The 15,319-nt window shown below is 74.3% G+C and carries 6 protein-coding genes; all 6 read right to left on the bottom strand.

Features of this window, described 5'->3' with window-relative positions; all coding sequences use genetic code 11:
* Nucleotide 1: 1 nt before the first annotated feature.
* Nucleotides 2–751: a thioesterase II family protein gene (locus Scani_RS21430; protein WP_159478877.1), complete on the bottom strand. Its 750-nt coding sequence runs from the start codon at nucleotides 749–751 to the stop codon at nucleotides 2–4.
* The gene (locus Scani_RS21435; protein ID WP_159478880.1) at nucleotides 748–975 is read right to left on the bottom strand and encodes a hypothetical protein; all 228 of its coding nucleotides are present in this window, start codon (nucleotides 973–975) and stop codon (nucleotides 748–750) included. The genes Scani_RS21430 and Scani_RS21435 overlap by 4 nt, the downstream gene beginning before the upstream one ends.
* A 97-nt stretch (nucleotides 976–1,072) precedes the next feature.
* Complete coding sequence (locus tag Scani_RS21440) at nucleotides 1,073–2,359, bottom strand: MFS transporter (protein ID WP_159478883.1); 1,287 nt, start codon at nucleotides 2,357–2,359, stop codon at nucleotides 1,073–1,075.
* Nucleotides 2,356–8,436 (bottom strand): type I polyketide synthase, encoded by a 6,081-nt coding sequence (locus Scani_RS21445; protein WP_159478885.1) that lies wholly within the window; start codon nucleotides 8,434–8,436, stop codon nucleotides 2,356–2,358. Before Scani_RS21445 ends, Scani_RS21440 begins: the two co-directional genes overlap by 4 nt.
* Nucleotides 8,433–13,421, bottom strand: a complete 4,989-nt coding sequence (locus Scani_RS21450; RefSeq protein WP_159478888.1) for a condensation domain-containing protein — start codon at nucleotides 13,419–13,421, stop codon at nucleotides 8,433–8,435. The genes Scani_RS21445 and Scani_RS21450 overlap by 4 nt, the downstream gene beginning before the upstream one ends.
* Nucleotides 13,422–13,431: 10 nt before the next feature.
* A complete protein-coding gene (locus tag Scani_RS21455) occupies nucleotides 13,432–15,195 on the bottom strand; it encodes an acyl-CoA dehydrogenase family protein (protein ID WP_159478891.1) in 1,764 nt (587 codons plus the stop codon).
* Nucleotides 15,196–15,319 lie beyond the last annotated feature (124 nt).

Genomic DNA, 15,319 nt, shown 5'->3' on the forward strand with positions numbered 1-15,319 from the left:
GTCACCTGAAGAGATCGAGATTGGCGGCGACGCAGCCCGCGAGCTGCGCGGGAGCCTCGGCCAGGAGCATGTGCCCGCCGGGCACCCGGACCTGCCGTGTCGTCTTGCTGTACAGCGACCACCCGGCGAGCCGGTCCTCGTCGCACAGCGGATCGTGGTCCCCCGCCACGACGAGCACCGGGCAGGCCAGGGCCGGCTCCGGGGCGGCGTAGTGGTCGCGGACCGCCCGCATGTCGCCCGCGATGACCGGCAGGTAGGTCCGCAGCATGTCGTCGTCGGCGATGGAGTCCGGCAGGGCGCCGTAGGCGCGCAGTTCCTCCCGCACGTCCGCGTAGTCGTCGGGGTCGGCCGGCGGGCGGGCCGCCGCGTCCGGCTGCTCGTTCAGGGCCCATTGGGACACCGCCACGAAGCCGGCGACCAGGCCGGGGTCGGTGTCCTGGAGCGCGCGTACGGCTTCCAGCCCGACGACCGCGCCGGAGCAGACGCCGACGACGAGCAGCGGGCCCCTGCCCGGGAGCATGCGGGCGCTGGCGACGACGTCGGCCACCAGGCCGGCCAGGTCCGGTACCGCCTCGCGGATGCGCGATTCCCGGCCGGGCAGCCGGATGGCCGCCAACGCCCAGTCCTGGGGCAGGTGTTGCCGGAAGACGAGCGCGCTCGACGCCCCGGCCCCGGCGTGCGGGATCAGCATGACGCGCAGCGGCGCCGTGGCGGGGTCGGCGCCACCGAGGGCGTAGGGCTTGCCGGTCATGCGCCCGCCTCGCTGCCGTCGGCCGGGGCCGCGCTGCGGATGCGTACGGTGCGGTCCGCGACGACCGGTTGCCGGGGGGCGGCGGGCGGTACCGGGAACCGTCCCTGCCAGGTCGGGGGCTGGGGCGGGACGACGATGACGTGGGGGAACGGACGGCCTTCGCCGGGACGGAGGTGGCCGGCGCCGGATCCGGCGGACGAGGGGTGGAAGAGCGGAACTGGCAAGATCGGCACCTTTCAGTGCGTCTGACGCGGCGACAGGGCCGGTCGGGCGGGCGGGTTGTTCACAGCGAGGCGGGTCCGGTGGGCAACCGCGAGCGCTTCACGGGTGCAGCGGTTCGGTGCGGGGCGGGCTCTCCGGGGACCGTTGCCCCTCCGTCGGCACGGCGGCGTCGGGCTTCGGGCGGCCGCCGAACCGGACGGTTCCGATCAGGAAGAGGGCAGCGCCCACGGCCTGAACGGCGAGCATGATGACGAGCGGCACCCGGGTACCGAGCTGTTCGAACGCGACTCCCACCAGCAGCAGGCCGGCGGAGCCGCCCAGCAGGGTGACGGTGGTGATGACGGCCATCGCCTCGGTCCGCAGCCGTACGGGGATGCGCAGCAGCCGCACGGCCGACGCCGGGCCGTTGGTCAACCCGACGAAGACGCCCCACACCACCAACACCACGCCGAACCCCCATGGCGGAAGGGCGAACGCGAGGGGGATCAGCGCCACCACCTGGAGAACCTTGGCGGACGTCGCGAGCCGTACGGCGGTGGTGCGCCGCAGCACCAGTGGTGCCAGGAGGCTGCCGACGAGCGCACCGGCGCCGAAGCACGCCAGCAGTGCGCCGACCATGCCCACGCCGGCCCGGAACTGCAGCTTGACCAGTACGGGAAAGGCCGCGAGGAGCGCCTGTCCGGCGGATTCGGTGATCATCGTGCCGACGGACCAGAAGAACAGCAGCCGGTCGCGCCGCAGCACGCCCATGGCCTCGCCGACCTTGGAGCGCATCGGGGAGTCCTCCTCCGGCGGGCGCCCCTGGTCGCTCACCGCCCACCCCACCAGCGCCGCGGCGACGAGGAAGCTCGCCGCGTCGATCAGCAGGACGGCCGGCGCGCCCAGCAGGACCACCAGAGCCGCGCCGCCCGGAGGCCCGAGGACCACGGCGGTGCGGGTCGCGCCCTGCAACAGCGATCCGGTACGGGCCAGGGCGTGTTCGTCCTCGCCCGTCACGCCGGCCAGCACGGTCTGCTGACTGGCCATGTAGGGGGCCCAGAAGGCGCCGGTCAGGAAGGTGAGCAGGAGCAGCAGGGGGAACGACAGCGCCCCCAGTGCGTACAGCGTCGGCACGGCGGCGGTCAGCACGAACCGGCACAGGTCGGACAGGATCATCCAGCGGCGGGCCCCCACCCGGCCCGCCCAGCCGCCGGCCACGATGCCGAACAGTGCGACCGGCACGAAGTAGGCGGCCATCACCCAGCTCATCCGCACCACCGAGCCGGTGGTGGTCAGCACGAACCAGGGCAGGGCGACCGTGCTGAGCTGGGAACCGGTCAGGGACGCGACCTCCGCCACCAGCAGGGCCGCCACGCCCCGGCGGCCGCGTCCCGCCGCGCCGCTCACCGGCGCTTCTCCCGCAGACCGGCCAACTCCCGGTCGACCGCCTCCGCCAGGCGTCCGACGTGGTCGTGCGACAGCAACGTCCAGTGGTCGCCCGCGACGGGCTCGACCCGCAGGCCGGCGGGGTACAGCGGTGCCAGCCGGTCGCGGAGCCGGGCCCGCTGGGGCGCGTCCATGCCCGCCTTGAACAGGACCACCGGGCACCGGACGGGGTAGGGGCGGTAGCGGAGCATGGCCCGGATGCCGGCGTTGTGCACCCGTACGAAGGCCGGGCCGAGGCCCTGGAGGCCCCCGGGCCGCCGGCCGCCGGCCTGCGTTCCGTTCGTCAGGGCGAGGGTCTTGCCCAGACCGGTGTCGCGCCCGGGGCCGCGGACGGCGTCGGCGCTGGCCTGGAGGTGGTACCAGAGGTTGTGCACCAGGTGCTTCGGGCGGGTGGCGACCGGCCACCCATGGGTGTGCGGCAGCAACCCGTCGACGAACACCAGGAGTTCGACCTGCTCGCCCATGGCCTGGAACCTCCGGGCCATCTCGTGGGCGACCATCGCCCCGATGGACCAGCCGCCGAGCACGTACGGGCCGTGCGGCCTGACCCGGCGGATGGCCGCGATGTGATGTGCCGCCAGGTCCTGGAACCGGTACAGGGGGCGGGTGCCGTCCTCCAGGCCGGGCGAGTCGAGGCCGTAGAACGGCTGGTCGTCGTCGAGGAGCCCGGCCAGTTCCCGGTAGCACAGCGAGCTGCCGGCTGCCGGGGCGACGAAGAACGCCGGTGTTCTGCTCCCGGTGGCGCGGAACGTGATGAGGCCGGCCGGGGCGGGGCCGGCCACCGCCGGTTCCACGGTCCCGGACCCTGGTCGCGGCTGTTGCGGCAGGGCCCGGCGGACGGTGTCCAGGAGCTGTCCGTACGTGGGGGCGGCCATGAAGTCCGCCATGGTCACCCGGACGTCGAGCCGTTCACGGATCTGGGTCAGGAAGTAGACGGCCATCAGGGACTCCCCGCCCAGGGCGAAGAACTCGTCGGTCGTGTCGGCCCGCGGCACGCCGAGGACCTCGCACCACAGTTCTCCCAGGAGGCGCGCCGGGCCGTCGTCGTGAGCGCCGGGCGTGCGCGCGCCGGAAGCCTCCGCGTCGCGGGCCTCCGCGGCCGCTGCCCGCACGTCCGCGTCGCCCTCGGGCAGGTGGCCGGTGGCGGGGGTCGTGGGGAGGGGCGGGGTGGCGGCCGCGGAGACCCGGACGACGCCCGGCACCCCGTCCCGGCCGATCAGCGACGGCAGCCACCGCAGGTGCGGGGCGTCCAGCCGGGGCAGCCGCAGATGATGGCCGCGGGCGGGCTCCGTGCTCTCCGGCGGATCGAGCAGGCCACGCGCGGCGGCCGTCCGCCAGTCCGCGCCGGCCGGCGGGTCCTCGCTCACCAGCCAGATGTCGCCCCCGTCCCAGGACGGGTCGTCCCGCAGGTCCGCCCGGAGATCCGCCGCCGGGCGCGGGTCGGCGCCGTCCGCCAGCAGCACCACCGCGTCCACGGTGCGGTCCGGCAGCAGGCGCCGGGTCTCGGCGGCGAGGTGCGCGGCCGGGTGCGTCTCCCGGGCCGTGTCCGAGTGGGCCGCGGCGGTGGCCAGGAACAGTGCGTGGTCGGCGTCCTCGGTGTCCGGCAGGACGCGGACGCCGGTGAACCCGGTCTCGTCCAGCGCCTGCCGCCACGCGGCCTCGTCCAGGTGGATCGAGTCCTGGCGCAGGTCGTCGTCGAAGTCCCACCACCCGGGCGCGAGGCTGTTGAGCATGTCGTTCCACAACGGCACCCGGGTCAGCTCGACCAGGCCCAGCAGTCCTCCCGGCCGCAGCAGCCTCCCGAGGCCCCGCAGCGCGTCCCGTACCCGGGGCGCGATGTGGACGACGTTGTAGCCGACGACGAGGTCGTACGTCCCGGGCGCGAGGCCCTGCTCCACCGGGTCCCGGGTGATGTCGAAGGTGCCGAACCGCAGGCCCGTGAGGCCCAGTTCGGCGCCGCGGACCTCGGCCCTGCGTGCCTGCAGCGGGCTGACGTCGGTGACGTGGTACTCGGCCGCGCCCCGGTCCGGCCACTGCTCCAGCAGGCGCCAGGTGAAGTTGCCGTGGCCCGCGCCGATCTCCAGCACCCGCAGGGGCGCGTCGTCGTGCGCGGCCCGGCCGGCGGCGCGGACGGTGTCGGCGAGGGCGTCAAGGGCCGCGGAGGCGTCGTACACGGCCGGTGCGTTGTCGCGCAGACGCTCCCGCAGATGTGTCTCCTCCCCGTCCGGCCACAGCACGGAGACGGGTTCGCGCCGTCCGTCGAAGACGTCGGGGAAGGCCTCGGCCACCTCCTCCAGCATCAGCCGGAGCCCTGGTAGCTCGCCGAGCGCTTCCCGGCGGTCCAGTGCCGCCGCCGTCAGGCCGGCCGCACCGGCGTCGACGGTGAACTTCTCGTCGGTGCCGTGCAGCCAGCCCCGGGAGCGGAGGGTGCGCAGGAAGAAGTCCACCACCAGCGGGTGCCGCCGGTCCGGGTCCAGACGGCGCCGCAGCTCGTCCGCCGCGACGCGGGTGCCGGGCTCCAGCGCCGCCCGGCCGAGGACGAACCGGGCGATGAGCGCGGCACAGTAGTCGTCCAGGTGTGCGTTGAGGTCCGGGCGCTGGGACAACCGCTCCCCCGCGTGCCGCCAGCGCACGTCGCCGAGGGCTCCGGCAATCGCCGGCCCGGTTTCGGCGGTGCCTGCGGTCCCGGCGGCGAACGCGCCGACCCGCAGTCCCGCGGCGGCCAGTTCGGCGGCGTGCCGTGCTCCCGCCCGGCCCGGCGCCACCACCGCCACCACCGGCGAGGGCGCCGGCTCGGTCTGCGGCCGGGGCAGCGGTGCTTCCGTCCGCGACCACCAGTGACCGTGGTCCCAGGCGTAGACGTGGGCGTCGGCCGACAACGTGGGCGGCAGGCCGGGGGCTTCGCCGGTCCCGGGGTCCAGGACGTACACCGGCCACGTCCCGCCGCGGCGCGCGCGGTGGTCGGCCCAGGCCGTCAGGGGGCCGTTGCCGCCCCGAGCCGGGAAGCCGGCCGCGCCGGGGGCGAGGACCAGCAGTGTCGCCTCGGTGCGGTCGGCCAGTTCGTCCAGGCCGGCCGTGCACGCGTCGTCGGCCGGTCCGTCGGGCACGACGACCACCAGCGGTGCGGTGGCGGCCGGCTCGGCGACCGCCTGCGGTACGCGGCCGAGTTCTCCGGCACCCAGCCGGACCGTCGGCCCGACCGGGTCCGCGCCGGTCAGCGCCGCCAGGAAACCGTCCGTGAGGACGTCGCCCGGCGTCCCGGCGCGGGGCCGGGCCGGCGGGCGGCCGGGGTCGGCCCCCGGTTCCGGGCCGGCCGCGACGACCACCAGGTCGTGGTGGCCGGCGCCGGCCGCCGGGGTCTGGACCCAGCGCTCGTGGGTCAACGGGTCCCCGGTGCCCGGCGTGTCCGTGGTGCGAGGCCCCTGCCCGGACGGGGTGGTCCTGGCAGAGGGTGCCGTGCACGGGCTGGGCTCCAACGGGTGCGGGGGGAGCGACACCGGCATCGAGCCGGGTTCCACCGCGAGCTCCTCCAGCGGGATCGGCAGGCCGCGCTGCCACAGCGTCCCCAGGGCCTGGAGCAGGGCCTCCCGTTCCTCCTTCGGCGAGGGACCGAGCAGTGTCACGGCCGTCCCGTCCGCGTCCCAGTCCTTGTGCCGGCGCACGCCGCGTGACAGGGAGGCGCCGGGGCCGAGTTCGAGGAACACGTTGCAGCCTTCGTCGAGCAGCGTGCCGAAGCTGTCGGTCAGCCGCACGGTGCCGCACATGTGGTCCGCCCAGTAGTCCGGGTCGCCGAAGTCCTCCGGACGGGACCAGGCGCCGGTGAGGTTCGACACGATCCGGGGGGCGCCGCCACGGGTGGTGGTGGCGGCCACCGCGGCGCGCAGTGCGGCGGTGCCCGGATCCATCAGCGGGGAGTGGGCACCGCGATCGAAGTCGAGCAGCCGGGTGGTGACCTCCTGCGCCTCCAGCGACGTGTGCAGCGCGGCGATGTGCTCCGGCTTCCCCGAGACCACCGTGTGGTCGGTGCTGTCGATCGCGACCCAGTACTTCCCGGTGTCCAGGGCGGGCCCGAGCAGGCTGTCGGCGGTCTCACGGTCCGCGATGACGGCCAGCATGCGGCCCTCGGCGATCTCCTGCATCACCCGGCCGCGCTCCTGGACGAGTGCGAGGGCGTCCGGCAGCGTCCAGACTCCGGCGCAGGCGGCGGCCACATATTCGCCGAGGCTGTGCCCCAGCATCCCTTCCGGCGTCACGCCCCAGGCGGCGAACTGCTCCGCCAGGGCGTAGCCCAGGGTGAACAGTCCCAGGTGCTGGAACCCCGTGTCGCGTACCCGGCCCGGATCGGTGTCCGGGTCGAGCAGGGTCGTCAGGCGGGTGCCGAAGCGGGCCTCGGCCAGGCCCGCCACCTCGTCGAACGCCTCCCGGAACCGGGGCAGCAGCGCGTAGGCGGCCCGCCCGGCGCCCGGTCGCAGCGTCCCCTGGCCGGGGAACAGGAACGCGGTCCGCGTCGCCGCCGGCACGGTGGGAGACGGGACGGTCTCGCGCAGCGCGACCGCCAGTCCGTCGGCGTCGGCGGCGCGGACCGCGAGCCGGTGGGGGTGCTCCCGGCGGCCCACGGCCAGGGTCCGCGCGACATCGTCCATCCGCGGCGGGTCCGCGTCCTCCAGTCGGCGGGCGGTGTCCTCCCGAAGCCGCTCCAGCGCCCCCGGAGTGGCGGCGGACAGGGCGAACAGGCGCGGAACCGGCCGGGCCGGCGGCCGGGTGTCCACGGCGGGGGCCTCCAGGACGGCGTGCGCGTTGGTGCCGCCGAGACCGAAGGAGCTGACGGAGGCGAGCAGCGGACCGTCCTGCGCGAGCGGACCTCGCTGTGCGCAGACACGGAACGGCGTTTCGGCCAGGCGCAGTTCGGGGTTGGGGCTCTGGTAGTGCAGGGTCGGGACCAGTTCCCTGCCCTGCAGCATGAGCGCCGTCTTGATCAGCCCGGCCACGCCGGAAGCCGCCCCGGTGTGGCCGAGGTTGCTCTTCACCGAGCCGATCCAGCAGTGCTCCGGACGCGGGGCGTTGCCGAACGCGGCCGCCAGCGCGGCCACCTCGATCGGATCGCCCACCCGGGTTCCGGTGCCGTGCGCCTCCACGTAGCGGATGTCGGCCGGGTCGGCGTCCGCCTGGGCCATCGCCATCCGGATGACGTCACGCTGGCCGGCGAAGGCCGGGGTGGTGAAGCCGACCTTCTCGCCGCCGTCGTTGTTGATGGCCGAGCCGCGGATCACGGCGACCACCCGGTCCCCCTGTTCCAGGGCGTCGGCGAGCCGCTTGAGGACGACGACGCCGACGCCGCTGCTGGTGAGCATGCCGGTGGCGTCCGCGTCGAACGGCCGGCATCTGCCGTCCCGGGACAGGACGTGCCCCTCCCGGTACAGGTACCCGCGGGTCTGCGGCAGCCACAGCGCCGCACCGCCGGCCAGAGCGGCGTCGCACTCGTAGGACAGCAGGCTCTGGCAGGCCATGTGCACGGCCACCAGCGAGGTGGAACAGGCCGACTGCACGGTGACGGCCGGGCCGCGCAGTCCCAGTTTGTAGGCGATGCGCGTGGCCGCGTAGTCCTTCTCCCGGCCGATCATGCGGGCCAGCACGTCGCCGCCGTCGTCCTCCAGCCGTGGTGTGCCGGAGTCGACGCCGCCGAAGACCCCGACCCATCCCTGGAAGCGGTGTGGATCGAGGGCGGCGTCGTCCAGGGCGTTCGCGGCGCATTCGAGGAGGACCCGCTGCTGCGGGTCGATCCGCGCCGCGTCGGCCCGGCTGTAGCCGAAGTAGGCCCAGTCGAAGCGGTCCCCGCCGCCCAGCACACCGCGGGCGGGCACGTACTCCGGCCGCCGCACCTGGTCGGCAGGCGCCCCGGCCGCCAGCAACTCGTCCGCGCTGAAGCGGCTGATGCCGTCCGTGCCGTTCCGCAGCGCCGACCAGTACGCGGCAGCGTCCAGGGCCCCGGGGAACCGGCAGGACATGCCGACGATCGCGATCCCGTCCTGGTCGCTCACTGGCCGTCCACCCCCCGGCGGCCCGCGGCCGGCCGGCTGCGCCGGCCACGCCGTGCCCGCTGCCGGAACTCGTCGTCCGACGAGGCCTCGGAGGTCGAGCCCGTACCGGCCAGGGCCGCGGCCAGCGAGCCCACGGTCGGGAACTGGAACAGGTGCCTGATCGGCAGGTCCGCGTGCAACTCCGTCCGCAGCCGGTTGTGCAGGGTGGACAGCAGCATGGAGTTCCCTCCCAGATCGAAGAAGTTGTCCGAGGAACCCACGTGGGAGACCGACAGCACCTCGCGCCACACCGCGGCGATGCTGCGTTCGAGGTCGGCCGCGGACATGCCGGCGACCGTCACCTGCGGGCCGCCGTACGCGCCGTCGTCGGCGGGCCCGGCCGCTGCCGTGGCGAGATCCAGGGTGGCCAGCGACCGGTCGGGCGCGCACGCGAACGCGTCCAGCACCAGGCCCAGGCTGCGGGCGAACGCGTCGGCGTCCCGAGCGCCGATCCGGTCGCCCCGGTGGTTGAGGGTGACCGACAGCTGGTCCCCGGTCTGCGTGACGGCGAGGGCCAGCCCGAACTTGCCGAGGGTCTCGTGCGTCTGGGCGATCTCCAGCCGGTCGAGCCGGAGTCCGTGCAGCGAGGCGCTGCCTTCCGGGGACTCCATGGTGAGCGTCACGTCGATGTACGGCGCCCGGCTGGGCCGGCGTTGCGGGTTGAGCCGGTCGACGACCCTCTCGAACGGGGTCCGCTGGTGCTCGAACGCCTGCAGGACGCACTCGCGCACCTGGCGCAGCACGGCCGCGGGGGTGTCCACGCGTCCGCGCCGGCAGCGGATGACCACCGTGTTCAGGCACGGGCCGAGGACGTCCTCGAAGCCCTCTTCGCGGGTGGAGACCGGGGTGCCGAAGACGATGTCGTCCTGGCCGGTCCACCGGTACAGCACCGTGGCCAGGGCGGCGGCGGCGACCATGTACAGGCTCACGCCGTGCTCCGCCTGCAGTGCGCGCAGCCGGGGCAGGACGCCGTCCGTGAGCGGCACCGGCAGGGACCGGTGCTCCTCGGGTTCCTTCGGCACGGGCATCGGGAGGTAGGCGGGGGCGTCGTGCAGGTAGCGGGCCCAGAAGTCCAGCCCGGGGTCGTCCGCCGGGGAACCGGACGGCCCGAGCCCGAGCCGGACGGCGTCGCGGTACTGCGGCGGCCGGACCGGTGCCGGCGCGGCCGATGCGTCGCGGACCGGCATCAGGTCGGGCACCAGGGACGCGACGGGGCGGTCCAGGGCCTGCGGGAACTGGTCGAGCAGCTCGGCCAGGCCCGCCGCGAGCTCCCGCGCCCGCTCTTGCGACAGGTGGTCACCCCGGTAGGAGAGGGCCGCCTCCAGCCTCCCGTTCGCCAGTTGCACGTTCGCCGTGAGGCCGAACTTCAGGTCGTCCTCCCAGCGGGAGCCGGCCAGGGCCGGGGTCAGCGACATGCCGTCCAGCGAGGGCCGGGATTCCGGCCTGACGTTCATGTTCAGGGTGACGTCGACATACGGCGTGCGCCCGGGCTCGCGCGCGGGGGCGAGCCGTTCGACGACCGCTTCGAGCGGCGCGTCCTGGTGCTGCAACGCGTCGAGCACCGTGGCGCGGGTGTCCTTCAGCAGGCCGGCGAGAGTGGCTCCGGCCGCATGCCGGGAGCGCAGCACGACGGTGTTCACGGTGGGGCCCACCATGCCGGCGTCGCCCTTACGGCGGCCGGAGACGTGCGTGCCGAAGGTCACGTCGTCCTTCCCGGTCCGGCGGTGCAGCAGCACGGCCAGCGCGGTCGCCACCACCATGAACCACGACACCTTCTGCTCCGCCAGCACCCCGCGCAGCCGCTCCAGCAGGTCCGGCGGCAGCGGGACCTGCACCGCCCCGTGCGGCCCGGCCGGTGCGGGGGCGTCGAGGGGCAGCGTGCTGGGGGCGCCGTCGAGCGCGTCCGCCCAGTAGGCGAGCGACGCCTCGCCGGACTTCTCGCGGTCCTCGGACGCGGCCCGTACGTACGCGCGGTACTGCTTGACGTCGGGCAGCTCGACGGTCCGCCCGGCGGCGGCCGCGTAGCAGGCGCTCAGCTCGTCCATGACCACGGGGGCGGACTCGCCGTCGAGGACGAGGTGGTGGAAGCAGAGGAAGAGCACATGGCGGGTGCCCAGGTCGAGCAGCGCGGCCCGCAGCAGACGCCCGGACCCCACGTCGAACCGCCGCCGCGCCGCCTGTTGGACCCAGTCCGCCAGATCCTCCTCCGCCAGATCGGCCGCCTCGACAGCGGGCGCCCACGGCTCACCGACCACCTGCAGCAGCCTGCCGTCGTGCTCGACGAACCGGGTGCGCAGGATCTCGTGCCGCTCCACCAGCAGCGCCAACGCCCGCTCCAGCACGGCCCGGTCCAGGTGCCCGTCGGCCTCCCAGGGCAGCGAGACGCTGTACAGGGCGTCGGGTTCGAGGCGTTCGGCGAACCAGATGCGCTCCTGGAAGCCGGACGCCGGACACGCGGCCGCCAGTTCCTCGTCCGTCAGGGGCTGTTCGGGGGCGACGAGGTCCGCTCCGACCCGGCGGTCGACCAACTGGACCAGGTCCGCGAACCGCTGGTGCTCGAAGAGGTCGCGCAGGGAGAGGTCGCAGCCCAGCCGGTCGTTGATCCGGCGGACCAGCTTGGTGACCATCAAAGAGGTGCCGCCGGACAGGAAGAAGGAGTCCTCCGCTCCGGGCAGGCCGTCCGTGCGCAGCACCTGCGACCACAGTTGCGCCAGTTCCGTCCAGACGGGCGACCGACGGGGGTCGGCGCTCTCCAGGGGGGCCGGCGGCAGGTCGCGGGCGGCGGCACCGGCGGCCTCGTCGTAACAGCGGTCCAGTTCGCGCAGGAGAGCGGGGGCGGACTCGCCGTCGAGGACGAGGTGGTGGAAGCAGAGGAAGAGCACCTGCCGGGTGCCCAGGTCGAGCAGCGCGGCCCGCAGCAGACGCCCGGACTCCACATCGAACGGCCGCCCCGCCGCCTCCTGGACCCAGTCCGCCAGGTCCCCCTCGGCCGGATCGGCCGCCTCGACGCCCGGCGCCCACGGCTCACCGACCACCTGCAACAGCCTGCCGTCGTCCTGGACGAACCGGGTGCGCAGGATCTCGTGCCGCTCCACCAGCAGCGCCAACGCCCGCTCCAGCACGGCCCGGTCCAGGTGCCCGTCGACCCTCCAGCACAGCGGGACGTTGTACAGGGTGGTTCCGGGTTCGAGGCGTTCGGCGAACCAGATGCGCTCCTGGAAGCCGGACGCCGGGAACACGACCGGGTCGCTCTCCTCAGCGGTGGCCGGCTCCGGCAGGCGCCCCTCCAGCAGCGCGACGAAATCTCCGAAACGCGAGGCCTCGAACAGCTCGCGCAGGGAGACCCGCGCCCCGAAGCGCTCCTCGATCCGATCCAGCAGGGTGTTCGCGAGCAGGGAGTGCCCGCCGAGTTCGAAGAAGTCGTCGTCGTCGCCGGGTGCGGCGCAGCCCAGCACCTCGGCCCAGACCTCGGCCAGCGCCTCGGTGTGCGTGCCGGGCCGCCCGTCCTGCGCCGTGGGGTGCACCCGCTCGGCCGGCGGCACGGCCGTCTCCTCGCCCCGTACGTCAGGGTCGGGGCTGCTGACCACGGCCAATTGCGCGAGGGGGCGTTCCGGGTCCGCGACGATGTCCGCCAGGGTGTGCAGGTACTGGTCGGCCATCTCCGCGATCAGCCGGGGGCCGACCGCGCCCTGCGGGTCCTTCCACAGCACGCTGGTGGCGCCGCCGTCCTCGCGGACCATCGTGGTCAGGGTGTAGTCGGCCGCGCCCTCCATGTCGAGCAGCCGCAGGGTGCACGTGGTGCCGCCCGCTTCCAGTGTGAACCCCTTGACGTCCACGTCCGCGGCGCGCGAGGCGTCCCAGAACGCGAACACCGCCTGGTGGGACCGGCGGCGTCCGGCCCGGCCGGTGAGCCCGGCCTCTCGCTGGATGGCGGGCAGGGGCAGGTTTCCGTGTGCCTGGCAGACGCGCATCTCGGCGCGCAGCCGGAGCAGGAAGGAGGCGTACGTGTCGTCGCTGCGGAGCCGCTGCCTGATCGGCAGGGCGTTGACGAAGAAGCCGATCCGGTCCTTCAGGTCCGGCGTGTCGCGGCCGTGGTACGGCGCCGAGACCAGCAGGTCGTCCTGCCCGGTGAAGCGGCGCAGCAGCACCAGGTAGGCGCCGTACAGCACGGTGAACCGGCTGACGCCCAGCCGGGTCGCGCAGGCGCTCACACCGGCGGACAGCTCCGGGTCGAGGTCGCTGCGGCGGACGGTGTAGCCGGGCGGGTCGAGGCTGGCGGGCAGCCGGAGTTCGGGGGTGTCGTCGCCGAGGTGGCCGCGCCAGAAGGAGCGCAGTTCCTCGCCCTCCGGCCCGTCCGCATAGGCGCGTGAGCGCCGGGCGAACGCGGCGAGCGGTGCCAGGTCGTCGGGCCCGCCCAGGGGGGTGCCCGCATACGCCCGGCGCAGCTCGGCCAGCAGCAGCAGGACCGAGGCGCCGTCGAAGACGAGGTGGTGGACCGTGATGAGCAGCACGGTCCGGCCCTGGCCGCGCACCACGTCGACGCGGGCGAGCGGTCCTGCGTCGAGGTCGAAGGGGCGTTGCCACAGGGACCGGACGGCGTCGTCGAGGGGCTGGTCGGCGGCGTGTTCGGCCATCGGGATGGCCGGGGCGTCGGCCCAGGTCAGCCAGGTAGCGTCGGCTTCGCGGACGACGCGGGCGCGCAGCGTCGGGTAGCGCCGGCCCAACTGGTCGACGGCCGCCGCCAGCCGGGCCGTGTCCAGCTCTCCTTCGACGAGGAAGGGGCTGGGGACGATGTGGGTGCGCTGCTGGGGATCGACCTTCCAGGAGACCCACATGGCCTCCTGCCCCACCGACAGCGGCAGTCTGTCGTCCGTGCCGCTCGGGGGGCGCGCGTCCGGGGCGGTCGGGTTCTCGGAAAGGGCGTGGTTCGGGGTGGTGGCCGTCACTGCTCCTCCTTCACTTTCCGGCGGGCGACGCGTCGCCCGGCATGTCGGGGAGCAGGTCGGCCCACCGCTCGCCGCTGAGCCACTGGCCGGCGGCGCGGGACGCGGCCGGCGAGTCCGCCGCGTGGTGGCGGCGCCATGCGTCGGCGATCCGCAGCCGGGCTTGCGCGCAGTAGACGTCCGCGAGGTCCTGGGTGCTCTGCGGCCCTGAGGTGCCGAGGGAGGAGGTCCGGCCCAGGACGAGGGACATCAGCAGCAGTTCGTTGCCGATCTGGGTCAGGGGGATGAGCAGGCGTTCCTGCTCGAACAGCTCGTCCTGGTCGGGGTATCGGCGGGCCAGTTCCAGACAGGTACGGGCGAAGGTCTTCGTCCCGGTCACGGCGAACCGCAGGTGGTCCAGGTTGGCTTCGGTCAGGTCGGCCTCGTCCAGGCAGCTCAGGTCCGGTTCGGCCTCGATCGCCTCGGCGTTGGCGGGCAGCGGGTAGTAGCACCAGAAGACGGCCTTGTGCGCCATCCAGATGTCCATCATGAAGTCGACGCCGCCGGAGATCCGCAGCCCGCGGGCCTCCCGGAAGGCCCGTTCGAGGGGCACCGGAGGCACCCCGCGGCGGGCCTTGCTGCGCTCGGTCTCGTACCCTTCGGCGCCGTACAGCGCCATGGTGCGCTCCACGACCCGCCAGGCGGTCAGGGACGTGAGGTTCTTCGCCGCGACCTGCTCGAAGCCGGGGTTGGCCGGCACCTGGTCCTCGGCCAGCAGACACCACTGGGTCAGCGTTTCGAGGGCGAAGACCTCGCTGAGGGTGTCGGCGACGTTCCGCTGGATCTCGTCGTAGGACCCCAGGGGGCGCTCGTCGATCTGCCTCCGGTTGACGAAGTCGCGCGCCCACTCCAGGCAGAGCCGGCTGAACGCGAGGGACGGGGCGCCGATGGTGTGCACGCGGCCCACGACCAGGCGGCGGTACAGCTCGGGTGTCAGGCGCCGGTTGTGCTCGCCCTCGACCATCATCATGTGGGCCGGCACCCGCACGTCCTCGAAGGTGAGGGCACCCGAGGGAAAGCCCTTCAGCCCCATGAACTCGTGGTGGGCGGAGACCCGGAAGCCGGGGCTGTCGGTGTCGACGAAGAACAGCCGTACCCGCTCGGAGTCGCCCTCGCGCACCGTCGCGGTCACGTTGACCATGGCCGCGATGGGAGCGTTGCCCGTGAACACCTTCTCCCCGTTGAGGAGGAAGGCGGCACCGTCCTCGGTGGGGGTGGCGGTGGTGAAGCGCTTGTGGTTGGCGGCGCCCTGCGGCTCGGTGTCGCCGTTGCCGCTGAAGACCCCCGAACGGGTACGCGCCTCGACGGTGTCCCGCAGCGGCCCCGGGGGCAGCGCCGGCAGGAAGGGCCCGACCCCGATGGTGTTCTGGACGGAGAGTATCTGGGCGGTGGGCATCGACCAGCCCGCCGCCGCCTCGACCACGCGGAAGGTGTTGAGGGCGGACAGCCCCAGGCCGCCGAGCGACGGCGGGACCTGGAGCCGGTCGAACCCGCCGGCGGCCAGGGCCTCGGGCAGCTCCGGCGGCAGCACTCCGGTGGCGTCGACCTCGACGGGGTCCACCCTCTCCCGCAGCAGGTCCGAGAAGGCGGTGAGGGCACGGTCGCCGGCCTCCCGGTCCGCCGGGTCCTGGCGGGGGAACCGGCTGATCAGGTCCCACCGCAGCTCACCGCGGTACAGGTGTTCCAGGAAGCTGGGCGTCTCATCGCTGTACCAGGGGTTGAGCGGGCGCTCGTTCATCGCGTGCGGGTCTCCGTTTCGGATGGCGTGGGGGCTGGGGCACGGCGGGGCGTGGGTACGGTCGTCCGGGGGCCGGCCGGGGCGGGCTCGCCGCCGCACGCGGGCCCGGTACCGGTCGCACCCG

The organism is Streptomyces caniferus (assembly GCF_009811555.1).
Classification (GTDB): Bacteria; Actinomycetota; Actinomycetes; order Streptomycetales; family Streptomycetaceae; genus Streptomyces; species Streptomyces caniferus.

What these genes read in the sequence shown, in the direction of transcription:
- Scani_RS21455 (WP_159478891.1), bottom strand. Translation starts at nt 15,195, where the DNA reads ATGAACGAGCGCCCGCTCAACCCCTGGTACAGCGATGAGACGCCCAGC.
- Scani_RS21430 (WP_159478877.1), bottom strand. Translation starts at nt 751, where the DNA reads ATGACCGGCAAGCCCTACGCCCTCGGTGGCGCCGACCCCGCCACGGCG.